General features: G+C 68.3%; 20 protein-coding genes. 14 read left to right on the forward strand and 6 right to left on the reverse strand.

The genetic code is table 11. The features are described from left to right. Positions 1 to 10 precede the first annotated feature (10 nt). Complete coding sequence (locus VVR85_RS04140) at positions 11 to 1003, forward strand: co-chaperone YbbN (RefSeq protein WP_368519683.1); 993 nt, start codon at positions 11 to 13, stop codon at positions 1001 to 1003. Positions 1004 to 1041: 38 nt separating this feature from the next. Here VVR85_RS04140 and glgB read toward each other — a convergent pair whose 3' ends face one another. Further along, on the reverse strand, positions 1042 to 3207 hold the full coding sequence (glgB, locus tag VVR85_RS04145; RefSeq protein WP_368519684.1) for a 1,4-alpha-glucan branching protein GlgB: 2166 nt from the start codon (positions 3205 to 3207) through the stop codon (positions 1042 to 1044). Positions 3208 to 3283: 76 nt separating this feature from the next. Next, positions 3284 to 5302, reverse strand: a complete 2019-nt coding sequence (locus VVR85_RS04150) for a maltotransferase domain-containing protein (protein ID WP_368519685.1) — start codon at positions 5300 to 5302, stop codon at positions 3284 to 3286. A 58-nt stretch (positions 5303 to 5360) separates the two neighbouring features. Here VVR85_RS04150 and VVR85_RS04155 point away from each other — a divergent pair, with 58 nt between their 5' ends. The 9 genes from VVR85_RS04155 to VVR85_RS04195 all read left to right on the forward strand — a co-directional run bounded on the left by VVR85_RS04155 (position 5361) and on the right by VVR85_RS04195 (position 16278). Next, complete coding sequence (locus VVR85_RS04155) at positions 5361 to 6278, forward strand: ABC transporter ATP-binding protein (protein ID WP_368519686.1); 918 nt, start codon at positions 5361 to 5363, stop codon at positions 6276 to 6278. 62 nt (positions 6279 to 6340) lie between these two features. Next, a complete protein-coding gene (locus VVR85_RS04160) occupies positions 6341 to 7168 on the forward strand; it encodes an NUDIX domain-containing protein (protein ID WP_290225914.1) in 828 nt (275 codons plus the stop codon). 77 nt (positions 7169 to 7245) lie between these two features. Then, positions 7246 to 8439 (forward strand): THUMP-like domain-containing protein, encoded by a 1194-nt coding sequence (locus VVR85_RS04165; protein ID WP_368519687.1) that lies wholly within the window; start codon positions 7246 to 7248, stop codon positions 8437 to 8439. Between the two features lie 80 nt (positions 8440 to 8519). After that, positions 8520 to 9317 (forward strand): electron transfer flavoprotein subunit beta, encoded by a 798-nt coding sequence (locus VVR85_RS04170; RefSeq protein WP_368519688.1) that lies wholly within the window; start codon positions 8520 to 8522, stop codon positions 9315 to 9317. Positions 9318 to 9356: 39 nt separating this feature from the next. Beyond that, the gene (locus tag VVR85_RS04175) at positions 9357 to 10304 is read left to right on the forward strand and encodes an electron transfer flavoprotein subunit alpha/FixB family protein (protein ID WP_368519689.1); all 948 of its coding nucleotides are present in this window, start codon (positions 9357 to 9359) and stop codon (positions 10302 to 10304) included. A gap of 1 nt (position 10305) precedes the next feature. Then, positions 10306 to 11442: a cysteine desulfurase family protein gene (locus tag VVR85_RS04180; protein WP_368519690.1), complete on the forward strand. Its 1137-nt coding sequence runs from the start codon at positions 10306 to 10308 to the stop codon at positions 11440 to 11442. 60 nt (positions 11443 to 11502) lie between these two features. Then, positions 11503 to 12714: an alpha/beta hydrolase gene (locus VVR85_RS04185; RefSeq protein ID WP_368519691.1), complete on the forward strand. Its 1212-nt coding sequence runs from the start codon at positions 11503 to 11505 to the stop codon at positions 12712 to 12714. After that, the gene (locus VVR85_RS04190; protein ID WP_368519692.1) at positions 12707 to 15067 is read left to right on the forward strand and encodes a bifunctional lysylphosphatidylglycerol flippase/synthetase MprF; all 2361 of its coding nucleotides are present in this window, start codon (positions 12707 to 12709) and stop codon (positions 15065 to 15067) included. The genes VVR85_RS04185 and VVR85_RS04190 overlap by 8 nt, the downstream gene beginning before the upstream one ends. Before the next feature lie 56 nt (positions 15068 to 15123). Then, entirely contained in the window at positions 15124 to 16278 is a 1155-nt protein-coding gene (locus VVR85_RS04195; RefSeq protein WP_368519693.1) for a glycoside hydrolase family 25 protein, read from the forward strand. Here VVR85_RS04195 and VVR85_RS04200 read toward each other — a convergent pair. Then, positions 16259 to 17104 (reverse strand): spermidine synthase, encoded by an 846-nt coding sequence (locus VVR85_RS04200; RefSeq protein ID WP_368519694.1) that lies wholly within the window; start codon positions 17102 to 17104, stop codon positions 16259 to 16261. The two genes, VVR85_RS04195 and VVR85_RS04200, sit on opposite strands and share 20 nt — an antisense overlap. Before the next feature lie 160 nt (positions 17105 to 17264). On the opposite strand from VVR85_RS04200, the gene mnmA reads away from it, so the two are divergent. Further along, entirely contained in the window at positions 17265 to 18350 is a 1086-nt protein-coding gene (gene mnmA, locus VVR85_RS04205) for a tRNA 2-thiouridine(34) synthase MnmA (RefSeq protein ID WP_368519695.1), read from the forward strand. A gap of 33 nt (positions 18351 to 18383) precedes the next feature. Then, positions 18384 to 19328 (forward strand): methionine synthase, encoded by a 945-nt coding sequence (locus VVR85_RS04210; RefSeq protein ID WP_368519696.1) that lies wholly within the window; start codon positions 18384 to 18386, stop codon positions 19326 to 19328. Here VVR85_RS04210 and VVR85_RS04215 read toward each other — a convergent pair. Together VVR85_RS04215 and VVR85_RS04220 are read right to left on the reverse strand one after the other, a co-directional pair. Then, positions 19325 to 20479, reverse strand: coding sequence for an AAA family ATPase (locus VVR85_RS04215; RefSeq protein ID WP_368519697.1), 1155 nt, complete (start codon positions 20477 to 20479; stop codon positions 19325 to 19327). The genes VVR85_RS04210 and VVR85_RS04215 overlap by 4 nt on opposite strands. Before the next feature lie 133 nt (positions 20480 to 20612). Beyond that, the gene (locus VVR85_RS04220; protein ID WP_368519698.1) at positions 20613 to 21284 is read right to left on the reverse strand and encodes a 3'-5' exonuclease; all 672 of its coding nucleotides are present in this window, start codon (positions 21282 to 21284) and stop codon (positions 20613 to 20615) included. A 107-nt stretch (positions 21285 to 21391) separates the two neighbouring features. Here VVR85_RS04220 and ligA point away from each other — a divergent pair, with 107 nt between their 5' ends. Continuing rightward, on the forward strand, positions 21392 to 23470 hold the full coding sequence (ligA, locus tag VVR85_RS04225; protein WP_368519699.1) for an NAD-dependent DNA ligase LigA: 2079 nt from the start codon (positions 21392 to 21394) through the stop codon (positions 23468 to 23470). Between the two features lie 59 nt (positions 23471 to 23529). After that, positions 23530 to 24300 carry an HAD-IIB family hydrolase gene (locus VVR85_RS04230; protein ID WP_368519700.1) on the forward strand — a complete coding sequence of 257 codons (771 nt, stop codon included), beginning with the start codon at positions 23530 to 23532 and terminating at the stop codon, positions 24298 to 24300. On the opposite strand, the gene VVR85_RS04235 is transcribed toward VVR85_RS04230, so the two are convergent. Then, entirely contained in the window at positions 24297 to 24983 is a 687-nt protein-coding gene (locus VVR85_RS04235; RefSeq protein ID WP_368519701.1) for an amino acid-binding ACT domain protein, read from the reverse strand. The two genes, VVR85_RS04230 and VVR85_RS04235, sit on opposite strands and share 4 nt — an antisense overlap. Positions 24984 to 25046 lie beyond the last annotated feature (63 nt).

The raw sequence follows: 25046 nt of genomic DNA on the forward strand, positions 1-25046 counted from the left end.
AAGGACTAGTATGACGAACCCCCGTGGCCCGCAGGTGGCCGGCGCCCTGGACCTGGGCGAGGTCAAGGCCCGCGCCGAGGCGCGCGCCCAGGCCGAAAAGCAAGCTGCGCAGACGCCCGGCCAGGGCGCAACGCCAGCCGGTGCGGGCGCCGGCCTGCGCGCTTTCTTCGAGGTGACTGAGGCCAACTTCGAGGCCGAGCTGGTGCGCCGCTCCCTGGAGGTGCCGGTCGTGGCGCTTATCGGCACCGCGCGCTCCACGCAGTCGGAAGAACTCAAGTCCCACCTGCGCCAGCTCGCCGAGCGCGGCGGGTTCAAGTTCCTGGTGGGCTATATCGACGCCGACCAACACCCGCAGATCGCGCAGGTCTTTGGCGTGCGCAACCTGCCGACGACCATCGCACTCGGCGCGGGCCAGCCACTGACTAACTTCGAGGGCTCCCAGCCGATGGCGGCCCTCGAGCAGTGGGTGGACGCCCTGGTCCAGCAGGTCTCCCCGCAGCTGCAGGGCCCGGGCCCCGAGCTGCAGGCCGCCCAGGTCGGCCAGGCCGGCCAGGCGCCGGCGGGGGAAGAGGAGGCCGCCCCGGCCGAGGATTCCCGCCTGACCGCAGCGGAAGAGCAGCTCAACAACGGCGACTTCGACGGCGCGATTGCCACCTACGAGTCCATCCTGGCCGAGGAGCCGGGCAACCAGGAGATCAAGCAGGCGCGGGATACCACGCTGCTGCTCAAGCGCCTGTCGGCGGCCGGCCAGGGTGTCGACCACATCAGCCAGGCCGACGCGCACCCGGATGATATCGACGCCCAGCTCAACGCCGCCGACGCGGACGTCGTCGCGGGCCGCCCGGAGGCCGCCTTCGAGCGGCTTATCGAGGGGATGCGGCGAACCGCCGGCGAGGACAAGGATCGCCTCAAGGAGCGCCTCCTGGAGCTTTTCGGGCTCTTCGACGCCGCCGATCCGCGCGTGCTGTCCGCCCGCACCCAGCTGGCCAGCGCCCTGTACTAGCGCGGCCTGCACCCGGGCCCCGGGGTGAGGGCCCGGGTTTAAGACTCAGTGCCGCGGTAGAGGTACCACTGCACCGAATTGGCCGGCAGCAGGACCCGCAGGAAGTCGTTGCCGTCGCGGCGAAGCGTCTCCACGTGGCGTGGCAGGTCGTTGGCGGCCCCGGAGTAGACGCCGTCGTCGGTGTTGAGCACCATCTCCCAGGCGCCGGCGTGCGGCACCCACAGCTCGTAGTCCGGGTGGGAGCTGCCCGCGAGGTTGACCACCGCGAGCAGGGTCTGGCCCTCGCGCGAGTACCGCAGGTAGCCGAGCACATTGTGGGCGGCGTCGTCGCCGGCGACCCACTGGAAGCCGGCCGGATCGAAGTCCTGGTCCCACAGCGCCGGGGTGTCACGGTAGATCGCGCCGATATCGCGGGCTAGGCGCTTAATGCCCTGGTGGTATTCGTGCCCCCAGCCTTCCAGGTTGGCCCAGTCCACGGAGGAGCCCTCCGACCACTCGGTGACCTGGCCGAATTCGTCGCCCATGAACAAAAGGTTCTTGCCCGGGTGCGAGTACATGTAGCCAAAGAGCGTGCGCACCCCGGCGGCCTTGTTCCAGTCGTCGCCGGGCATCCGCGTCCACAGCGTGCCCTTGCCGTGGACGACCTCGTCGTGGCTAAACGGCAGGACGTAGCGCTCGGAGTAGGCGTAGACCATCGAGAAGGTGATCTCGTGATGGTGATGGCTGCGGTAGATGGGATCGCGGCCGAAGTATTCCAGGGTGTCGTTCATCCAGCCCATGTTCCACTTCAGGTCGAAGCCCAGGCCGCCGTGTTCGGTGGGGGCGGTCACGCCCGGCCAGGAGGTGGATTCCTCCGCGATGGTCAGGATGCCGGGGCTGACCCGGTGGACGGTGGCGTTGGTTTCCTGCAGGAGGCGAACGGCCTCGAGGTTCTCCCGGCCGCCGTGCACGTTCGGCAGCCAGTCGTCGCGGGAGTAGTCCAGGTAGAGCATGGAGGCCACCGCGTCGACGCGCAGGCCATCGACATGGAATTCCTCGGCCCAGTAGAGGGCGTTGGCCACCAGGAAGTTGCGGACCTCGTTGCGGCCGAAGTCGAAGACGTAGGTGCCCCAGTCCGCCTGCTCCCCGCGGCGCGGGTCGGGGTGCTCGTAGCAGGGGCGGCCGTCGAAGCGCCCGAGGGAGAATTCGTCCTTGGGGAAGTGGGCGGGCACCCAGTCGATGATGACGCCGATGCCGGCGCGGTGGCAGGCATCGATAAGCGCGCGCAGCTCGTCGGGGCTGCCCCAGCGCGCCGACGGGGCGTAGTAGCCGGAGACCTGGTAGCCCCAGGAGCCGCCGAAGGGGTGCTCGGCCACGGGCAGGAACTCGACGTGGGTGTAGTTGTGCTCCAGCAGGTAGTCGATGAGCTCGGCCCGCAGGGTCGCGTAGTTGGAACCGATCTTCCAGGAGCCGACGTGGACCTCGTAGATATTCATCGGCTGGTCGAGGTTGCCGTCGCGCGCGGCGAGCCATTCGGCATCGGTCCAGTTGAAGCTGGTGCTGGCGACGACGCTGGCGGTCTCCGGCGGGGCGAGCGTGGCCTTGGCCAGCGGATCGGCCTTGTCGATGCGCCCGTGCTCCCGGGACTGGATGGCGAACTTGTAGCGCTCGCCCGCGCCCACGCCGGGGATGAAGACCTCCCACACGCCGGTCGCGCCCAGGCTGCGCATGGGGTACTGGGTGGGGTTCCAGCCGCAGAAATCGCCCACCACGGCCACGCCCAGCGCATTCGGCGCCCACACGGCGAAGGCCGTGCCGGTGACGGTGCCGAGCGGCGTGTCGTATTCCTTCAGGTTGGCGCCCAGGACCTCCCAGAGGCGCTCGTGGCGGCCTTCGGCCACCAGGTGCTGATCCAGCGTGCCCAGCGTGGGCAGGAAGGTATAGCCATCGGCCACGGTGCGGTTAGCGCCGCCGGGGTAGTTCACCCGCAGGCGGTAGTCCTGTTGCTCGGGCAGTTCGGCCTCGAAGATATCGTGGCCGACCGCGCGCATGGGCGTGGCCCCGGCCGCGGTGAGCAGCTCGACCGTCTCGGCGCCGGGCTGGCGGGTGCGCACCGTCCCGTCGTGCCAGCCGTAGAAGCCGTGCGGGTCGTGGTGCTGGCAGTGGTCCAGCCGGCTAAGGTCTTCGGCGGCGATGGTGGGCTCGAAATCTGGGCTGGTATCCATGGCTATGACTGTACGTCAGTTCCTTCGGTTTTGGAGGGTGAATGCGCCCCGGTGGCAGGGGAGCAGAACCTGGGGCTTAGGCGCGGTAGTCGGTGACTTCTCGCCAGGCCAGCTGCTCGCGCAGGTCCGGCTCGGCGGGCGGGAGTAGGAAGATATGTGCGACGTCCCGCATGGGCTCGAGCCGCACGAAGTTGCGCTCGGACCAGTTGTAGGCCGCGCCGGTGACCATGTCCTGGACGGCGAAGACATCGCCCGGGTTGCGCCCCAGGCGGCCCAGGTCCAGATCGACGGTGGCCTCCTGCGGGTTGCGCGGATCCAGGTTGATGATAACCAGCACCACGTTGCCGGTGACCGCGTCCGCCTTGGAGTAGGCCAGGATGCTGGGGTTATCGGCGGCGTGGAAGTGCAGCGCGCGCAGCTGCTGCAGCGCCGGGTTTTCCCGCCGGATCTGGTTGAGCAGCCGCAGGTAGCCCTCCAGGGAGTCCCCGGAGTTGACGGCGGCCTGGAAGTCGCGCGGGCGCAGTTCGTATTTCTCTGAGTCCAGGTATTCCTCGCTGCCCGGGGCGACCGGCAGGTGCTCGTAGAGCTCGTAGCCAGAGTAGACACCCCACAGAGGCGACAGGGTGGCCGCCAGGCTCGCGCGGATGGCGAACATGGCCCGCCCGCCGGTCTGCAGGGAGGCGTGCAGGATGTCCGGGGTGTTGACGAAGAAATTGGGGCGGCAGATATCGGCCTGCTCCACGTGCATCTGGGCGAACTCGGTGAGCTCTTCCTTGGTGGTCTTCCACGTGAAATAGGAATAGGACTGGCTAAAGCCCAGCTTGGCCAGGCCGAACAGGCGCGCCGGGCGGGTAAACGCCTCCGCCAGGAAGATGACCTCTGGGTGATCGCGGTGGACCTCGCGGATGATCCAGGCCCAGAAGTTGGCTGGCTTGGTGTGCGGGTTATCCACGCGGAAGGTTTTCACGCCCGCCGCGACCCAGTACAAGACCACGTCCAGGATTTCTGCGTAGAGCGCCGCAGGGGCGTTGTCGAAGTTGAGCGGGTAGATGTCCTGGTACTTCTTGGGCGGGTTTTCCGCGTACGCGATGGTGCCGTCGGCCAGCACGGTGAAGTATTCCGGGTGCTTTTTGGCCCAGACGTGGTCGGGGGAGCACTGCAGGGCCAAGTCCAGGGCGACCTCGAGGCCTAGCTGCTCGGCGCGGCGTACCAGGGCGCGGAAGTCGTCCAGGGTGCCCAGCTCCGGGTGGGTGGCCCGGTGGTCGGCAATCGCCCAGGGCGAGCCGACGTCGTCGGGCTCGGCATGCAGGGTGTTGTTCTTGCCCTTGCGGTGGACCTGGCCGATGGGGTGGATGGGAGGGAAGTAGACGGTGTCAAAGCCCATCGCCGCCACGCGCTCCAGGGCCTGAGCGGTCGTGGCGAAAGTGCCGTGGACGGGCTCGCCGTGTGCGTCGCGGCCGCCGGTCGAGCGCGGGAAGAGCTCGTACCAGGAGTTGTAGAGCGCGGCCTGGCGCTCCACGTAGACCTCGCGCACGGTGTCTTCGACCACCAGGTCGCGCAGGGGCTGTTCGGCCAAGGCCTGGGAGACCGCCTCGGACAGGGCGGGTGCCACCCGCTCGGTCAGGTCCTGGGTGCTATCCCGCAGAGCCTCGGCGGCTTCCTTGTACAGGGAGGCGGAATCCTTACGGGTCATGGCGGCGCGGTCGAAGAGGTCGGCGCCGTGGCGCAGATCGTTGTCCAGCTCCGCTGCGGACTGGCCCGCGGCCAGTTTCTTGGTGACGGCATTCGTCCAGGTGGCTACCGGATCGGACCAGGCCTGGATCTGGAAGCGCCAGGTGCCCGGCCTATCGGGCACGAAGACGCCGTGGACGCGGTCCTGGTCTTCCGGGTCGGCGGTCAGACGGGTGTTGGACACGGGGGTGGACAAGGCGGCATCGTCAGGCGAGTACACCACGAGGTTGGCGGCCACCGCGTCGTGGCCTTCGCGCCAGACTAAAGCGGTGACGGGAATGACCTCACCGACTGCTCCTTTGGCGGGTAGGTTTCCGTGGTCGATTACGGGCCGGACGTCGTCAATACCAAGGCGGGTCGTCATGGAAATTAGCGTAGCCGAGGTGTTTCAGTGTCGCCCGCCAACTGGAAAATCAGACACAATGGGACACGTGAGTTCCTCGATGTTTAGCCAAGAACAAATCGCCGCCGCCCGCGCCGCCGCCCAGTCCGCCCGCGGCCCCGCTTCCTCCGCCGCGACGGGGGCGGCAGACCCGGCCGCCGCCGAAACCGATCAGGATTGGCTGATCGACTTCCGCGGGGTCGAGCTACGCCGCGGGGGCAAGACCCTCGTCGGCCCTGTCGACTGGCAGGTCGAGCTCGACGAGCGCTGGGTCATCATCGGGCCCAACGGCGCCGGCAAGACCTCGCTGGTGCGCATGGCCGCGGCCGAAGAATTCCCGTCCAAGGGCACGGCCTTCGTGATGGGCGAGCAGCTCGGCAAGACCGACATGCGTGATCTGCGCGCGATGATCGGTATCTCCTCGGCCGCCGTGCAGCACCGCATCCCGGACACCGAGCGCGTCGACGACCTGGTGGTCTCCGCCGGCTACGCGGTCCTGGGGCGCTGGCGCGAGGACTACGGCGACATGGATTTTAGCCGCGCGAACCGGATCATGGAACAGACCGGCTGCACCCACCTGGCCGAACGCACCTGGGGCACCCTGTCGGAAGGCGAGAAGAAGCGCGTCATCCTGGCGCGTGCGCTCATGCCCAACCCCGAACTGCTCATCCTGGACGAGCCCACCGCCGGCATGGACCTGGGCGGCCGCGAGGACCTCGTGGGCTACCTGGGGGACCTCGCCCTGGACGCCGACGCCCCGGCCATCGTCATGATCACCCACCACGTCGAGGAAATCCCGTACGGCTTCACCCACGCCATGATCCTGGACGAGAGCGAGGTCGTCGCCAAGGGGCTCATCAACAGCGTGCTCACCTCCGATAACCTCACCCGCGCCTTCGGCCAGCCCATCCAGGTCGACCGGATCGGCGAGCGCTACTTCGCGCGCCGGGTACGCTAGGAGGTTACAACCTCCCTACCTGGTGCCCAAGAGTTCGCCGCGCCTAAGTCCCGGTGGAGAAGATGAGCAAGATAAACCCCTTAGATGTCATTGACGCGACCGACACGACCGGCTTCAACGGTGGCCGGCTGTCGGCGTCTGTCCTGCTCATTCGCGACGAACCCGACGGGCTGAAGGTCTGGGTCCAAGAGCGCGTGGCCACCATGCGCAACTATCCGGGTCACGCCGTCTTCCCAGGCGGTGGGGTAGATCCGCGCGATTTCCCGCCGCGCAGCTGGGACTCCGGCAAGCTGTGGGCCGGCGCCTCCCTGGTCTCCAAGGCCCGCCGGCTGGGGGTGACCAAGTACAAGGCCCACGCCCTCGTCTTCGCGGCCGCCCGAGAACTGTTCGAGGAAGCCGGCACGCTTTTGGTCGTTGACGAGAAGGGCCGCGTCGAGTCCAACGCCGCCCGCTTCCACGCCGAGCGCCTCCAGTTGGAAGGCCACGAATTATCCTTCTCCGATTTCCTGAGCCAGGAGTCGCTGCGCATGGACTCCGACCGCCTGCTGCCCTGGGGGCGGTGGGTCGGCCATTCTCCGGCCGGCAACTGGTTCGACACCTTCTTCTTCGTCGCCACCCTGCCGCCCGGCCAGGAACCCGACGGCAACACCGGCGAGGCCGCCGATGCCGGCTGGTTCCCACCGCAGCTGCTCATCGACGGCTGGCGCGCCGGGCTGGTGCGCCTGGTGGCGCCGACCTGGGCGAACCTGCAGCGTCTGTGCCGGTTGAGCAGCGTGCAGGAGGTCCTCGACGACGTCGACTATTCCGACATGCGCCCCGTGATAGGCGACCCCGTCGACGATCCCCGCTACCGCGAGTTTTTCACCACCCGGCCCGTCGACCGGATCTAGGCCGGTAAAACCTCGCCGCCCCTTTGATTGCCCTCCTACCTCCCGTCCCGACCCGTTGAGAAAGGCCGAACTGCACCGTGGCATTCGAACTAGCCGACATCCGGTTCTTCCAGGATCATGCCGCCGAAATCCGGCAGGTCAGTGAGCAACTGGAGGGAACCCGGGCTAAGGCGCTGGCCGAGGCCCAGTTGTTGCGCGAGCGCTTCGGCGAGCACGGGCGCGCGGTGGGGGAGCTGGCCGATGCCCGCCGCCGCGCCGTGCGCACCGGAAAATTTCCGGCCACCTGGCTCAGCGACGTCGACGCCGCCCAGCAGGCCACCCCGGCCCCGGTGGCCCGCGCCCGGGCCCGGCACCTGTCGCGGCTGGGAGCGGACTTCGTTCACGACGTCACCTGCTCGGTGGGCACGGAGGCCCCGGCGCTGCGGGCGGCCGGCATCGGCTACCTGGGCAGCGACCTGGACAAAACGCGCGTGGCCATGGCCCGGCACAACGTGCCCGATCTGCCCTTCGTGGTCGCCGACGCCTTGGCGCCGGTGAGCGCGCGGGGCGTGGTCGTGGCGGACCCGGCCCGGCGGGCCGGCGGACAGCGCATCACCAAGCCGGAACAGTTGCTGCCGGCCCTGCCGGACTTGCTGGCCGCCTACCCGGGCCGCGAGATGGCCGTCAAGTGCGCGCCCGGCCTGGACTACAGCGAGTGGGCCGGGCCGGTGGTCGTCGCCAGCGTCGACGGCGCGGTCAAGGAGGCCTGCCTGTATACCCCGGGCCTGGCAGAGCACCCGGCCGCAGACGGCCAGCCGGTGCGCGCGGCCTGGCTGCTGCGCAGCGGCGCCGCGGGCGAGTCGGGTGCCGGGGAGGAGACCATCAGCAGCGCCGATTTCTCCCCGGACGAGCTGCCGGCGGCCGGGGAGGTGGGCCGCTACATCGTGGACCCGGACGGCGCGGTGGTGCGCGCCGGACTCGTCAAGCACTACGCGGCGCGGCACGGGCTGTGGCAGCTGGACGAGAAGATCGCCTACCTGACGGGGGAGTCAATCCCGCCGGGCCGGTCGGGATTTCCATTCATTGAGCAGGTGAGTCTCAAGCGCCTGAGCTCTAGTCTGAAAGCCCTGGACGTCGGCAGCCTGGAGATCCTCGTCCGCGGCGTCAACATCGACCCAGACCAGCTGCGCAAGAAGCTGAAGCTGCGGGGCTCGCGCCCCCTGGCGGTGGTCGTCACGCGGCTCGGCCGCGGCGCCGTGGCGCTGGTCTGTGAGCCACGCCAATGGAATTAGTCCCGCCTTCGCTACTACTATGGCGCGGAGAATAAGTTTCTAGAACGCTTAAACCAAATTGACGGAAAGGTCGAATGCCCATGCCCACTATCGTGGCTCTGGTCAAGTACGTACCCGATACGTGGTCCACTAAGACGTTGGAAGACGACAACACGCTAAACCGCGACGCGGTGGACAACATCATTGATGAGGTCAACGAGTATTCGGTCGAACAGGCGCTGCGGCTGCGCGACGCGAACCCGGACGCCGGTTACCGCGTGGTGGCCCTGACGATGGGGCCGGCCGGCGCGGAAGAGGCCCTGCGCAAGGCCCTGGCCATGGGCGCCGACGACGCGGTCCTGGTCAGCGACGAGGCGCTGGCCGGCTCGGATGCCATCGGTACCGCCTGGGCGCTGAGCAACGCCATCAACACCCTGGACGACGTTGCCCTTATCACCATGGGTACGGACGCCTCCGACTCGCAGACGGGCCTGCTGGCTGGCCTGCTGGCTGAGTACCGCCAGATTCCGGCGCTCACGGAGCTGCACGCGGTGAGCCTGGCCGACGGCACCGTGCGTGGCACCCGCGAGGATCACCGCGGCACCTGGGAGCTGTCCGCCCCGCTGCCGGCGCTTATCGCCGTGGGCGACAAGGCCGACAAGCCGCGCTTCCCGAACTTCAAGGGCCTCATGGCGGCCAAGAAGCACCCGATTACCACCCTGGACCTGGCCGCCATCGGCGTCGACCCGGCGCAGGTGGGCCTGAACTCGGCGACCACCCAGGTCACCGAGGCCGCCCCGCGCCCGCCGCGGACCGCCGGCGAGCTGGTAGAGACCGGCTCCGCCGAGGAGAAGGCCGCCAAGATTGTTGAGTTCCTCGAGTCCAAGAACCTGCTGTAACACCGCTCTCCGCGCACGCTTATAAGGAGTTTTCTTTTCATGTCTCACGTTTATGTTTTGGTCGAGCACACCGAAGGCCAGCTGAGCCCGGTTACCGGGGAGCTCATCACCGCTGCCCGCCAGCTCGGCACCGTCTCCGCCGTGGTGGTCGGCCCCGCCGGCACCGGCGACAAGCTGGCCCCGGAGCTGGCCCGCTGGGGTGCGGCCCAGGTGGTCGACGCCCAGGCCGCTGATTACGATTCCCGCCTGCTGACCCCCGAGGTCGACGCCCTGCACGGGCTGGGCGCGGCCAACCCGGCTCCCATCCTGATCGCCGCGTCCGCGACCGGCAACGAGATCGCCGGCCGCGTGGCCGCGCGCCTGGCCTCCGGCGTGCTGTCGAACGTCTCCGGCATCCGCCCGGACGGCGCGGCCCAGCACGCCATCTTCGGTGGCTCCTACGACGCTTACGCCACCGCGGCTGGTGCCTGCCCGATCTACACCCTGCTGCCGGGCAGCGTGACCGCCGAGGCCGAGGCCAGCGTCGGCGAGGTCGCCGCCATGCAGCTGCCGGCCGCCACCGACCGTGACGTCAAGGTCGAGTCCTTTACCCCGGCCGAGAAGTCCGCCCGCCCGGACCTGCCGTCGGCCGCCACCGTGGTCGCCGGCGGCCGCGGCGTGGGCGACGAGTTCGCCGCCGTCGTCGGGCCCCTTGCCGATGCCCTGGGCGCGGCCGTGGGCGCTACCCGCGACGCCGTCGACGAGGGCTTCTACGACGCGGCCTACCAGATCGGGCAGACCGGCGTGACCGTGACCCCGGACCTCTACATCGGCCTGGGTATCTCCGGCGCCATCCAGCACACCTCGGGCATGCAGACGGCCAAGAACATCGTCGTGGTCAACCAGGACCAGGACGAGCCCTTCTTCCAGATCGCCGATCTGGGCGTGGTCGGGGACCTGCACGAGATCGCCCCGGCGCTGACCGAACAGCTGAAGAATCGCGCCTAAAATGTCCCACTATTTCGATTACGCGGCGACCCAGCCCATGCGCCAGGCAGCCATCGATGCCTGGGTGGCAGCCGCCGGCAGCGTCAACTCGGGCGCCCAGTACGCCTCCGGGCGCAAGTCCCGTTCGGTGCTCGACGACGCCCGCGAGAAGGTCGCCGAGCTGCTGGGCTGCGAGCCCATCGAGGTAGTCTTCACCGCCTCCGGCACCGAAGCCGACAACATCGCCATCCAGGGCCTCTACCGGGCCGCCGAGCGCGGCCCGCAGGACAAGCGCACCCGGCGAATCGTGTCCACCCCGATCGAGCACCCGGCGGTGCGCGATACGGTGGCCACCCTGGAACAGCAGGGCGCGAGCGTGGATCTGCTGCCGGTCGACCGGCACTCGCGGGTCAGCGACCTTAGGCCCCTGGATACGCCGGCGGACCTGGCGACCTGCATGTGGGCCAACAACGAGATCGGCGCCCTCCAGCCGGTCGAGGAAATCGTGGCGCGCGCCAGCGCCCAGGGCACGCCGGTCCACATCGACGCGGTGCAGGTGGTCGGCAAGCTGCCCATCAACTTCGCGGAACTGGGCGCGACGACCCTGGCGGCCAGCGCGCACAAGTTCGGCGGCCCCCGCGGCATCGGCCTGCTGCTGGCCCGCCGCAGCCCGGCGCCGCAGCCCATCGCCTACGGCGGCGGCCAGGAGCGCGGTATCCGCCCCGGCACCGTCGACGTGGCGAGCGTGGCCGGCCTGGCCGCGGCGCTGGCAGAGTCCGTGGCCGAAATCCCCACCGAGTCCGCGCGCGTGGGTGCCCTGCGGGACCGCCTGCGCGAGGGCATCCTGCGCGAGATCGACGACGTCGTGGTCAACTCCAGCGAGCCCGCGCTGCCGTCGCACCTGCACGTGTCCTTCCCCGGCACGGACGGCGACAGCCTCATCATGCTGCTCGACCAGCTGGGTATTGAGGCCTCGACGGGCTCGGCCTGCTCGGCCGGGGTCAACCGCATGTCCCACGTCCTCGAGGCCATGGGTGTGACCGAAAGCGAGGGGATTGGTTCCCTGCGCTTCACGCTGGGCCGCAATACCAGCGACGAGGACGTGGACTACGTCCTGGCGCACCTGCCGGAGGTCATCCGCCGCGCGCGTAGCGTTTAGCTAGTATATTCCCAGCTAAGCCCCAGTGATTCCGGGGCGGGGTAGTTCTATGTTTAGAGGGTGAACTTTCTTTCTGATCTGCCCCTGGCCGAACCGGTCGATGCCGCCATCTTCATCGGCATCCTGGTTATCGCGGCCGGCGTCGTGGCGTGGCAGCGCCGCTGGTGGCCGGTGGCCGTAGCCGCGGTCATCTGCATAGCCGCCGGCTTCTTCCTGCAGCGCTGGGACGTGCCTTTCTATCTCATGGCGGCCGCCGCCGTCCCGCTGGCCGCCCTGCTCCGCAAGCCGACGGTGCCCACCGTGCTCGCCGGCGTTTTCTCCCTGCTGGCCACCGTCGGCCTGGTCAACATCGAATACCAGACCTACCCGGACGTCGGCTCGCTTGACCCGACGCCGGTGGCCCGGGAAATGAGCCTGGCCGAATTCCAGTCCGCCCGCGACTTCCAGGACGCTGCGCTCGTCCACCTGGACCTGCCGGGCACGCGCTCGCAGTTCGCGGCGCGCGAAGCCATCGCCTATGTCCCGCCGGCCTACTGGCGCGGCGAGAACCTCCCGGTCGTGGTGCTGCTCCACGGCAACCCGGGCGGGCCCGACCAGTGGTTCGGCTCCGGCGAGGCGGCCCAGACCGCCGACCAGTTCCAAGCCGCCAACGATGGGCGCAGCCCGATCATCGTGGCCGTCGATGCCACCGGCTCGGAGACCGCCAACCCCATCTGCGCGGATTCCCGCCAGGCCCACGTCATGACCTACCTGTCCCAAGACGTGCCCGCCGGGATCAAGCAGGCCTTCCGCGTGGACGCGGATCAATCCCACTGGACCGTTGCCGGCTTAAGCTACGGAGGCACCTGCGCGCTGCAGATCGCCACCAACCAGCCCACCGCGTACGGCTCCATCGTGGATATCTCCGGAGAGGCCGAGCCGACTATCGGCAGTCATCAGGCCACCGTCGACAAGTTCTTCGGCGGCGACGAGAAGGCCTTCCAGGCCCAGGACCCCGCCTACCTGCTCAAGCAGAACCGCTACCCGGGGCTGGCCGCCGTCTTCATCGCCGGGGAGGACGACCACGCTGCGGTCGAGGCACTCAGCACCTTGTCCCAGCAGGCCCGCGCGGCGGGGATGCGCACCTATAACGGCACCCGCCCCGGCGGGCACAGCTTCCAGGTCTGGCGCCCGGCCTTGCGGGAAGTGCTCGCCTGGGCCGCGCAACGCGGCGGGATGAGGATCGACAAGGACCCCTTCGACGGAATTGAGGATAAGGATGTCCGTGCTTAAAAACGCACTGGTGGGGGTTTTCAAAACCCTGCCCCGCTTCCCGGTGACGCTGGCGGTGCTGGCGGTGATGTGGGGCCTGCAGATTTGGCCGGTCGAGGGAATCCAGACCATCGGCTTGACTGCCGGCCACGCTGGCGGGGCCGTGGTGCTGACAATCTTGGCCCTGGCCTGGGGTGTGCCGGCGGAAGGGCAGCTGGGCTCGCTGCGCTACGCCGCCGTCGGGGTGGTCGCGCAAGTAGTTTCCACCCCGCTGGCCGTCTACGCCGCCCGTGGGGTGGAGCTGGCCGGGCTGAACCAGTGGGGCGACGACCTGCTGCACGCCAGCTTCCTGACCCCGGTGGGCTTCATCGCGGGGGCGGCGGCGTTTTCCTCCGCCCAGATGCCGCGTCTGTGGCGCCGCCGGTTGCGCCTGAGCATCATCGCCCTGACGCTGACGTTCGTGTTGTACTCCGGGACCCTGGCGGACGTGCAGGCGGTCGTGGCCATGGCGCTGGGACTGGCGGCCGGGCAGGCGTTGTACCGGCCCCACCGGGTGGAGGCCTCGGTGGCCGAGCGGCGCGTGCTGGTGGCGGTCGTGGTGCTCTCAGTGGCAGTCGGCCCCTTCTTCGTGGCCCTGGATCCGCTGGCCGAAGGGCCCTTTAGTATGGTCACCCAGCTGTTGTGGTCGGCGGATCTGTCCCGGATTGAGGTGGCCGAGCTGTGCGCGGCCAGCCCCTTGAGCGACGAGTGCTTGAACGCCCTCGATATCGCCCGGGCCCACGGGCTAGGCCCGGTGGTGGCCAACCTGATGCCGTTTGTCGTGCAGCTGGTGCTGGCCTTCGGGCTCGTCCGCGGGCGCCGCCTGGCCTGGTGGCTGTCGCTGGCCTTCCAGGTCTGCGTGATGGGCGTGCTGGTGGCCCAGCTATGGGCCCCAGGCGAGGTCGACCTGTTGGTCATCAACCTCGCGCTGGTGCTGCTGCCGTGGATTATGGCCACGGCCGTGCTGGTCGCCACCCGCCGGCTTTTCCACGTTGCGACCAACCCGGCGCTGCTGCGGCGGGCCGGGATGTCAGTGGCCGGCGTCGTGCTCGCCGGGGCGGGAACCTGGGTGGCCGTGGCACTGCTGTACCCAGAGGGCTTTATCACCATCAATACGGCGGGCGACGTACTGGCAGAGCTGCCCCTGCGCTTCCTGCCGACGGTTGTGGCGCTTATCGGGCCGCACTTCGTGGTCCCGGCCACCTGGCTGGGATGGCTGGTCTATGAATGGGTCGGCATCATCGCCTGGGCGGTTCTAGCCTGGCAGCTGTATACCTGCTTCGCGCGCCCGGCGGATCCGGAAAATGCAGCCGACCGCGCCCGCGCCCGGGAGATCCTCTCTGCTACCTGCGGCGACCACTTGTCGTTTATGACGCTTTGGGAAGGCAACCGCTACTTTTTCGACGGCGATTCTTACGTGGCCTACCGTCCGGCGCGCGGGATTGCCCTGACCGTCGGCGCCCCCGTAGGCCCGGCGGGGACGGATATCGCCGGCAAGTTCGAGGACTTCGCCCACCACCAAGGACTCAGCGTTGCCTGGTATTCCGTCGACGCAGATTTCGCCGACGCCCACCCCGAGCTCAAGCGCGTCAAGGTCGCGGAGGAGGCCGTGCTCAGCTGCGCCAATACCGAGTTTAAGGGCAAGAAATTCCAGAACATCCGCACCGCGCGCAACAAAGCGGCAAAGCAAGGGGTGCATACCGTCTGGACCACCTGGCACGACCTCGACCTCGCGGTGGCGGCGAAAATCACGGCGCTGAGCGAAGAGTGGGTTTCGGACAAGGCCCTGCCGGAGATGGGATTTACCTTGGGCGGCCTTAAGGAGATGCAGGTTCCGGGTACCCAGCTGCTCTACGCCCTCGATGAGGAAGGCAGGCTGCACGGGGTCACCAGCTGGCTGCCGGTCCGTCGCGACGGCCAGGTAATCGGCTACACCCTGGACGTGATGCGCCGGGCCGCGGACGGCTTTAAAGGCGTGATGGAGCTTTTGATTTCCGAGGCGCTCATCATCGCCGCAGATCGCGGCTGCGAATGGATTTCCCTGTCGGGCGCCCCGCTGGCCGGCGCGGCGGAGGATCCCAGCTGGCTGGATCAGGCGTTGTCCCGGGTGGGCCAGGAGCTGGAGCCGCTCTACGGCTTCCGGACCCTGGCGGCCAGCAAGCGCAAATTTCTGCCGGCTGAGCGCCCCTGGTTCCTCTGCTACGACGACGAGCTGAAACTGCTGGCCATCGGCCTGGCGGCGACGAGTGCCTACCTGCCCGAGCTCAACGTCGGGCAGGCCTGGGCCGCGGTGCAGACGTGGAAGCGAGCCCGGCGGTCGGCGAAAGAAAAATAGAATGAAACGCGTGTTACTTGTGTGACTATTGTGGTTTAGTCGGTACACTCGCCGGCATGACCGTCACTAAGTCGCTCAAGTCCGCCCTGACCGCCGTTGTCGCCAGCGCTCTCGTCGCTACCGCCGCCGCTCCCGCGAACGCCGCGCCGATGAGCACGTCTGCGCCCGCCGGCGTGGATGTCGCCGCCCACCAGCACCCGGGTGGAGCCCCCATCGACTGGGGACAGGTGAAATCCGACGGGCAGTCCTTCGCTTTCGTCAAGGCCTCCGAGGGCGAGGGCTTTAGCAACCCGCACTTCGCCGTCGACGCCAACGCCGCGGCCGCCAGCGGGCTAAAGGTCGGCGCCTACCACTACGGGCGCCCAAACACGGACGCGAAGACGCAGGCCGCGCACTTCGCCTCCCAGCTGGCCCTGGTGGCGGACCAGTCGCTGCCGCCGGTGCTCGACATCGAGGTCACCGACGGCAAGAACCCGCAGCAGATGCAGGCCTGGGTCCGCGAATTCACCGATGAGCTCAAGCGGCTGACCGGCCGGACCCCGATGATCTACACCTACAAGTACTTCTGGGAAGTGGAGATGGGTAATACCACCCAGTTCGCGGAGTACCCGCTGTGGCTGGCCGCCTACCAGGACGCGGCCCCGCAGCCGGTCGGCGGCTGGGACAAGCTGTCCTTCTGGCAGCGCTCCGGCTCCGGCAAGGTTGCTGGCATCCCCACCCAGGTGGACATGAACCTGTTCAACGGCACCCACGCCCAGCTGGATTCCTTCAGCGCCGGCAACTACGTCGACTTCGGCGGGGTCCTCGAGGACCTCGTGGTAACCGGCGCCCCGGACCTGGGCAAGGACTCGACCGCCCTGGTCGCCGCCATCCTGGCCATCGCCGCCGGCGTGGCCGCCGCGCCGCAGCTGGCCGAGGCCGCGGGTGAGGCAGGCATCGACCGTGATGCCGCCGAGGGCCTTATCGGCTACGTGGAAAAGCTCAACGCCGAGGGCGCCCTGCCGGTCGAGCAGCTCGAAGCCATGGCCGCGGGCGACTACTCCGTCGGTGACCTGGCGCTGCTGCTGGAAAACGCCGGGCACACCGCCGGCATCGAAGTCGACGACCAGACGGTCGCGGATGCTACCCAGGCTGCTGCGGCCGCGGGGGCCAACGGCGGGCAGCTGGACGTGCAGCAGCTGGCCGGCATCGTTAGTCGCGTCGTGGGCTAGCCCCGCCGATAAACTTGCGGGTGAAAGACTCGTCTTTGTAGTGGGCGGGGACCGCCCCGCCTAGAAGCCGCTTGGCTAGCGCCGCGGCTTCTTGTGATCCGGCCGCGGGCAGGGGTGTCGCGGAACCAATCAGGATGATGTTGCCGTAGCGGCGGCCCTTGAGCATCGGTGGATCGGCGATGACGGCTAGGTGGTCGAAGACCTCGGCCATGCCGGCCAGCTCCGCCTTGGCGCCCTGCAAATCTGAGTGATCGCCGCAGTTGGATACGTATAGGCCCGCGGCCGACAGGGCGTTTCGGCACGCGGCGAAGAACTCCACCGTGGTCAGCGGGCGCGGGGTGGTGGCCCCGGCGAAGACGTCGCGGATGATGATATCCCGGCTGGCCGGCTGGAAGGCCATCGTCTCCGCGCGGGCCTCACCGGCTCGAATCTTGACCGTGGGCGCGCGGGGCACATCGAAAAGCGTGCGGGTCAGCTCCGCGAGCTTGGCATCTAACTCCACGACCGTATGCCGCGAGCGCGGCCACAGGTCCGCGAAATAGCGGGGGAGCGAGCAGCCCGCCCCGCCCAGGTGGGTAACGCGCAGCGCGGCCGGGTCGACGGGGTTGAGCACCTCGACCGCGGCGGCGATCCAGCGCATGTACTCAAACTCCAGCTCGCCCGGGGAGCCGAGCACGATGTGGCTGCTGGGCACGCCGTTGACGTTGAGGATATAGCCGTCCCGGCGGAACTCATCCGCCACGACCTCGGCCTGGCCCGTGTCGATGTCGTAGACGCCAACGATGCCCTCGCCGGGCTGGCTGCTCCGGTTCCGTTTCCTACCCATGACCCCTTACTGTAGACACCGGGGCCAGCGGGCCGAGGTTCCGGCCCGACGCTGGCCGGGAATGGCGAGGATTATCCCTGCGTTGGGCCGAGGGAGTAGACTTTTGAGCCGCTTTGGATAATCCGGCAGGCGGCAGTGATAGGAAGAAAGGTGGCGCGGCGTGCGAGTACTGGTGGCGATGAGTGGCGGAGTGGATTCCTCCGTGGCGGCTGCCCGCGCGGTCGAGGCGGGCCACGACGTCGTCGGTGTGCACCTGGCGCTGCACAAGGACGCGCAGCAGACGCGTGAGAAGGCCCGCGGGTGCTGCTCGCTGGAGGACTCCGCCGACGCCCGCCGCATCTGCGACAAGCTGGGAATCCCGTTCTATGTCTGGGATTTCTCCGAGCAGTTCAAGGAAGAGGTCATCGGGGACTTCGTGGACTCTTATGCACGCGGCGAGACCCCCAACCCCTGCCTGCGCTGCAACGAAAAGATCAAGTTCCGGGCCCTGCTACAAAAGGGCATGGCTTTGGGCTTCGACGCGGTGGCCACCGGCCACTACGCGACGCTGGACCGGGACGGTTATATGCGCCGCTCCAAGGACGAGAACAAGGATCAGTCCTACGTGCTGGGCGTGATTTCCGCCGATGAGCTGGAGCACTGCTATTTCCCCATCGGGGACACCCCGAAGCCGCAGATCCGCGAGGAGGCGGCCGCGCACGGCTTTTCCACCGCTAAGAAGCCGGATTCCTACGACATCTGCTTTATCCCCGACGGCAACACCCAGGCCTTCCTGGGCGCGCGCATCGGCCTGCGCCCGGGCATGATTGTGGACCAGGAGGGCCAGGAGCTTAAAACGCACGACGGCGCCTGGAACTACACCATCGGCCAGCGCAAGGGCCTGGACATCAAGCAGCCCGCCGCTGACGGCCGGCCGCGTTACGTCACGGATATCGACGCCGCCACCGGCACCGTCACCGTCGGCGCGCGAGAGGACTTGGCCGTGACCGCCATTGGCGCGGACCGGCTCAAGTACCTGCACCCGGCCATGGACGGCACGCTGGAGTGCGAGGTCCAGGTGCGCGCCCACGGCTCGGTCGTCCCGTGCACCGCGCACATCGATCGCGCGGCCGACTACATGCGGCTGGAGCTGCACGGCGAGCTCTCCGGCGTGGCCCGGGGGCAGGCCGCCGTGCTTTACCTGCCGACAGAGGACGAGCTCGGCGACATCGTCTTGGGCTCCGGCACCATTTGCGAGACGGCCTAGGCGGCTGCGCCCCACGAAGGAGAAGGTGACAGCGTGACTGGATTTGGGCTCGGCCCTATGCCCGGCACCTCCATGCCGGAGGCCGCCGACATCGTGCTGGGGGAGACCGGCGACCTGCCGCACCTGCCGCAGCTGCCCGACCGCGGGCTGGGCTCGGACGCTATCGGCCGCACCGCCGGGCTGGTGGAATTCGTGGCGGTCGACCGCGGCCCGCGCGCCTGGCAGATGACCGACCGGCCGCAGCTGCTGACCCGCCGGGCTTGGGACCGGATGGAACGCGACCTGGACGAAATCCAGGACGTCTGGGGCGAAAGCGTGCCCGAAGTCAAGATCCAGGCCGTCGGGCCGTGGAGCCTGTCCGCCGCCATTGAGCTGGCCAACGGGCACCGTGTCATCACTGATAGTGGGGCGCGCCGCGACCTCTTCCTCGGTCTGCAAGAAGGCCTTGCCCGCCATTCCGCCGACGTGGCCCGCCGCTTCGGCGCGCAGGTCGTGCTGCAACTCGACGAGCCCTACCTGGGCCAGATCCTGGCCGGCACGCTGCCGGGGGTGACGGACTTCGACGACATCGCGGCCGTGCCCGCGGAAGTCGCCGCGGATACCCTGGCGCGCTTCGATTCCCAGTACCTGCACCTTGACAGGCCCCAGTGGGAGCTGGCACGCACCGCGCAAACGGTGCTGTTGGACCTGCCGCAGCTGGTTAACCCCCGGGACTTGGACGGGCTGGGCCAGCACCTGGATGCTGGCTCGCGCGTCGGCCTCGGCATTACGGCCGCTGACGCAGTGCCCGGCCAGCCGGATACCGCCCGGGGCGTAGCGATCGCTATCGCGCGCCTGCTGGACCGGCTGGGCCTGCCGCGCACGCTGTTGACCCACGCGGTGGACGTCTACCCGGCCCGGCCGGAGTCACCCGCCAGGGACTACCGGCTGGCTTATCGAGTGGCGGCGATGCTCGAGCGGGACGCGGGGGATCTTTAGCTGACCCGCCCGCCGGAATCCCGCGCCAACAGGAAGTCGCGCAGGTAGGGCAGAGTGAAGTTGAGCTCGCCGTAGCGGGGTGCCTCGATGATATCGGCGTCGATGAGCCGCTGGCGCGTGCCCGACAGGGAACGCAGGGTCCGGCCCAACGACGCGGCGATATCGTGCACCGCCACCGGGTCGGTGGGTGCGGCCTGGGCCATGGCCTCCAGGAATTCCCGCAGCGCCGGCGAGAGCTCCTTGACCGCCGGCTGGTGGACCTGCGTGCCCATCAGGGAAATGGCCTGGGGCGCAATCTCGGCGACGTCGGCCTCCGTAATGACGGCACCGTCCTCGCCGCCCGCGCGCAGATCCGCCTGCTGCCAGGCCAGGGAGCCGACCAGCTGCACGAGGTAGGGGTAGCCGTGGGAGAGCTCCACCGCGGCCTGGATGCCGGCCGGGCTGAAACTGATTCCGCTGTCGCGGGCGGTCAGCTCAAAGGCCTCCGCCGTCAGAGACTGGTTCAAGGGGCCCAGCAGGTATTTTTCCGCGCGCCGCAGGAAGGTCGCCCCCGGCAGGCTCAGCAGCTTGTCGATGCCCTGGGGCAGTCCCGCCACCACCAGCGCGACGTTGAAGTCGTCGCGGATTAGGTCCTGGTAGGCGACGGCGATGGTCGTGAGATCCTCCAGGGAGGCGTCCTGGGCCTCGTCGATGCTGATGAGGATCCCGGTGCCGGTGAGGTGGCCGGACAACTCGCGCAGCCGGGTGTTGAGGTTGTGCTTGTAAGGCGCCTGGTCGTCGGTGTCGAAGCCGATGCTGGCCACCTTGCCGAGGCCTAACTGCTTAACCCGCGTGGTCGGCCGCGGGCTGATGACCTCAATGGCCGCGGGGATGGTGGTCTCCACGAAATCTTCCACGATGGGGCTGCGGCCGGAGGCGCGCAGCACGATCCAGCCCTGCGTGCGGGCGCGGTCTTCGAGCTCGTTGAGCAGGACCGTCTTGCCAATGCCGCGGGATCCGCTGATGACCAGCGAGCGCCCGGGCGTGCCGGCGGCGCCGACGAGCGCGCGCTCGAAGGAACGGAGGATGACCTCGCGGCCGACCCAATACAGGGGAGCGGCGCCGAAGGTCGGGCGGAACGGGTTGTCCCGCGGGAGGGAAGGAGCAGACATGACCCGGATCCTATCAGCTGGAGACTTTGGAGAAAACGGAGATTTTGGAGACTTGAGGAGTCGCTGGAGACTCTGGAGACTCTGGAGACTCCTGAGCCTTGGGGATGGCGGCGATCTCCTCGGCGGTAGCGCCCTAGCTGATCATCGGCCACGCGGTGGAGACGCTGTCGGCATCCCGGCCCTTGCCCTCCAGGTACTTCTTGAAGTCCATCCGGTCGTGGTACCAGCGCACGGCCTGGAACTCCATCAGCTCGTCCACGTCCTTCTGGGCGAGCTCCGGGAAGACCTGGCGGACCTGCTTCCAGGCCACCCGTGCGGCGGCCAGGGCGTCCGCGGTGGCCTCGTGCGCGTTGTCCAGGCTGACGCCGTAGTGTTCGCAGACCGCGCCCAGGGTGCGCTTGCCCTTGCGCCACTTGTCCATGACACGGTCGATGACGAAGGGGTCGTAGACCGGGCCGGTGACGGTGAAGTCGCCGGTCAGGGCCCGCAGGACCGAGAGATCATAAGCCGCGTTATAGACCACCAGGGTCAGGCCGTTGTCCCAGGCCTGCTTGATGGCGCTTACGGTTTCTTCTAGGACCTCGTCGTGCGGCCGGCCCTCGGCGCGGGCCTTTTCGGTGGTAATCCCGTGGACCTGGGCGGCGGCCTCGGGGATCTCGACGCCGGGATCGGCCAGCATCTCCTTCTTTTCCACGTGGCGGCCGTCAATGGTGACCAGCGCGGAGGTAACGATGCGGGCGGAGCGGGGATCGGTCGAGGTGGTTTCCAGGTCAAAGGAGAGCATGCGGGTCGCGTCGAAGTTCATGGGCTTAACCTTAGTCGCCACCCCGGACACACGCGGCTGGCTGGCCAAACGCTGCGAATTTACCCGCCGGGCGGGAAGCGTCGGCGCGGCGACTAGACTGGGGCACCGTGACTAATCCAGCAGATGTGCAACGCGAATGGAACGAGCTCGCCCAGGAAGTACGGCGGCATCGTCAGCTCTATTACAACGAGCAGCCGGTCATCCCGGACGCCGACTTCGACCAGCTTTTCCGCCGCCTGCAGGAACTGGAGGAAAAGCACCCGGAGCTGGCGGTCCCGGACTCGCCGACGCGGGAGGTGGGCGCGGCCTCGCCGTTCGCTGACGTCGAACACCTCGAGCGCATGATGAGCCTGGACAACGTCTTCAGCGAGGCGGAGATGCGCGACTGGCTGACCCGCACCCCGGCGAAGACCTACCTGACCGAGCTGAAGATCGATGGGCTCTCCATCGACTTGGTCTACCGTTCCGGGCGCCTCGTCTCCGCGGCCACCCGCGGCGACGGCCAGGTCGGCGAGGACATTACGGCCAACGCCCGGGTCATCGAGGATATCCCGCAGCAGCTGCAGGACACCGCGGACTTCCCCGTGCCGGAGCTGGTCGAGGTCCGCGGCGAGGTCTACATGCGGCCGGAAGACTTCGCCGAGATCAACGCCGAGCGCGTCGAGGACGGCAAGCCGGCCTTCGCCAACCCGCGCAACTCCGCGGCCGGCGGGCTGCGGATGAAGGACCCGGCGGAGGTGAAAAAGCGGCGTCTGAAGATGGTCTGCCACGGCATCGGCGCCCGGGAGGGCTTCAGCCCGGATTCGCAGTACCACGCCTACCAAGCCCTGGCGGCCTGGGGGCTGCCGGTCTCGCCGTACACCGAGCAGGTGCACTCGGCGGAAGAAGTAATCGAGCGCGTGAACTACTGGGCCGATCACCGCCACGACGCCATCTTCGAGATGGACGGGCTGGTGGTCAAGGTCGACGACTTGGCCTCCCAGCGCCAGCTGGGCGCGACCTCCCGGGCACCGCGCTGGGCGATTGCCTACAAGTACCCGCCCGAGGAGGTCACCACCGTCCTGCGGGATATCCAGGTCGGCGTGGGCCGCACCGGGCGCGTGACCCCGTTCGCGGTGATGGATCCCGTCTTCGTCTCCGGCTCGACGGTCTCCATGGCCACCTTGCACAACCAGTCCGAGGTCAAACGCAAGGGCGTGCTGGTGGGCGACACCGTGGTCATCCGCAAGGCGGGCGAAATTATCCCCGAGGTCTTGGGGCCGGTCGTCGAGGCCCGCGACGGCAGCGAGGTCGAGTGGACCTTCCCGGACAACTGCCCCTCCTGCGGGACGCCGCTCGCGCCGCAAAAAGAGGGCGACGCCGACTGGCGCTGCCCGAACACCCGCTCGTGCCCGGCGCAGCTGTCGGCGCGGCTAGAATACTTGGCCTCCCGCAAGGCGCTCGATATCGAGGCGCTGGGGGAGAAGGGCGCCTGGGATCTCATCGAACAGGGCATCCTGGAAGACGAGGCCGAGCTGTTCGAGCTGACCGAGGAAAAGCTGTTGGCCTCCGACGTCTACACCTCCAAGGCGGACAAGAAGGCCAAGGGGCCGAAGTCCGCGGACAACATCGCGGTCAACACGGTCGGCCGTGCGCTACTGGACAACCTCGGCGAGGCCAAGGAGCGCGACTTCTGGCGCGTGCTCGTGGCCCTGTCCATCCGTCACGTCGGGCCCATCGCGGCGCGGGCGCTGGCCACCCGCTACGGCTCGATGGAAGCACTGCGCGCCGCCAACGTCGAGGAACTGGCGGAGACCGAGGGCGTGGGCACTATCATCGCCGAGTCCTTCAAGTCCTGGTTCGAGGTCGACTGGCACGTCAACATCGTCGAGCGCTGGGCCGCCGCGGGCGTGCGCATGGAGATCGCCGCCGAATCCCGCCGCCCCCAGACCCTGGAGGGGCTGACCATCGTGGTCACCGGCACCCTGGAAGGCTACAGCCGCGACGAGGCCAAGGAGGCCATCGTCAGCCGCGGCGGGAAGGCCACCGGCTCCGTGTCGAAGAAGACGGACTTTTTGGTCGCCGGGGAGAACGCCGGTTCTAAGGAACAAAAGGCCCAGGACCTGGGCGTGCCCATCCTGGATGAGGCCGGCTTCGAGGACCTGCTAGCTCATGGCGCGCCGGCCGGCGAAGACGCCGACGGATAGGCTGGAGGCTTAAGACGCCGCAAGCGTTACCGCCGAAGCCTGGAGGAAGGACCAACTGCATGAAGATTGCCGCTTTCGATTTCGACGGGACCATCTACTTCCCGGACGGGCTCGCCCCGGATATTGCCGAGGCCATCGCCGAGTGGCAGGCGGCCGGCAATATCGCGGTCGCGGCGACCGGTAAGTCTTACAACGAGGCCTACCGGGCGCTGGCCGGCTCCGGGGTGGAATTCGACTACTCCATCCTGGTTACCGGGGCGATCATCGCGGACAAGAACCGGCAGGTCGTCCACCGCGCCGGCCTGGACAAGGAGACGGTGACCCAGCTGGTCCGCAGCCTGGCCGAGCGCCCCGGCACTAACGTCTACGGGATTTCCCATACCGGGCTGGACTATTGCTTCCGCGAGTGCGTGAGCACGGAAGGCACCGGGGTTATCACCCAGGTCGCCTACGCGACGCCGGAGACCATCCCGGACCAGGACTTCGTGGCCGTGGCGACCTGGACGCCGGATAACCCGCAGGTCCAGGACGAGATTCACCGCTGGGTGCTGGACAATTACGAGGTCGAGTCCACTAAGAACCAGGGTTTCGTGGACATCCTGCCGGCCGGGACCACCAAGGGGGCCGGCGTGGAATGGTTGGCCCGGCACGCCGGCTGGGACCGGGAGGAGATGGAAATCTACAGCTTCGGGGATTCCTGGAACGATCTGTCCATGTTCCAGCTCTCCCGCCAGGCCTTCTCCTTCCCCTGGGCCCCGCGGGACGTACAGGCCGCCGCCGGGACCGTAGTGGATAGCGCGGCGGAAGGACTGCGCCGGCTGCTGGACTAGTCCGCGGTGCCCGCGTGGCCGTCGCTCAAGAAAGCGCCCAGGATGGTGCCCAGGTTGCCGAGGTGCTCGACCTCGGAGGCCAGATAATCGGGCCCGCCGGTGCGGCCGATGGCCATGACCAGGCCGGTATCGCCGATGGGGGCGGCGGCCAGCGCCGAGTCCAACAGGGACCAGGAGGCCGGGATCCAGGAATCGGCCTCTGGGTTAAGAGCGCGGGCCTGGGTGACGTCGATGTCGTGCGGGGTCGTCCCGTCGTCCTCCGGGGCGGCGTCCGAGCTGGCGATGCGGTGGATCGGCTCGTTGTTATCGATGACGATGGCCCATGTCGAGGTCAGCGCCTTCGGGATGGCGGCGACCACCTCGGTCATCGCCGCGCGCACGTCGTGCAGGTGGGAGGCCACGCGGGCCAGCAGCGCAATCTGGCCGCGGCGATCCACCCGGCCCGAGAACGGGCGGATGGAATCCACCTCGACGCCGTCGACGGTGCTGGCGGCCGTAATGAGCGAATCGGCCATGCCGCCGGCGGCGAGCTCCACCACGATGTCGTCCATGACGGTGCCATCGGGGAAGTTTTCAACAATATCGACCGACTGAATATTGCCGTCTACCATGCCGATCGCGTCGGCCAGTTGGCCTAAACTGCCCGGGGTGTCGGGAAGAAGAACGCGGATGAGGAAGGACATGATAGTAGACAATTCTTTCTGTGGCTAGCGCGGTTAATACGGTTTGTTTTCCCGTAAATACTA

The sequence above is a fragment of the Corynebacterium sp. LK2590 genome, assembly GCF_040946105.1.
Lineage (GTDB): Bacteria > Actinomycetota > Actinomycetes > Mycobacteriales > Mycobacteriaceae > Corynebacterium.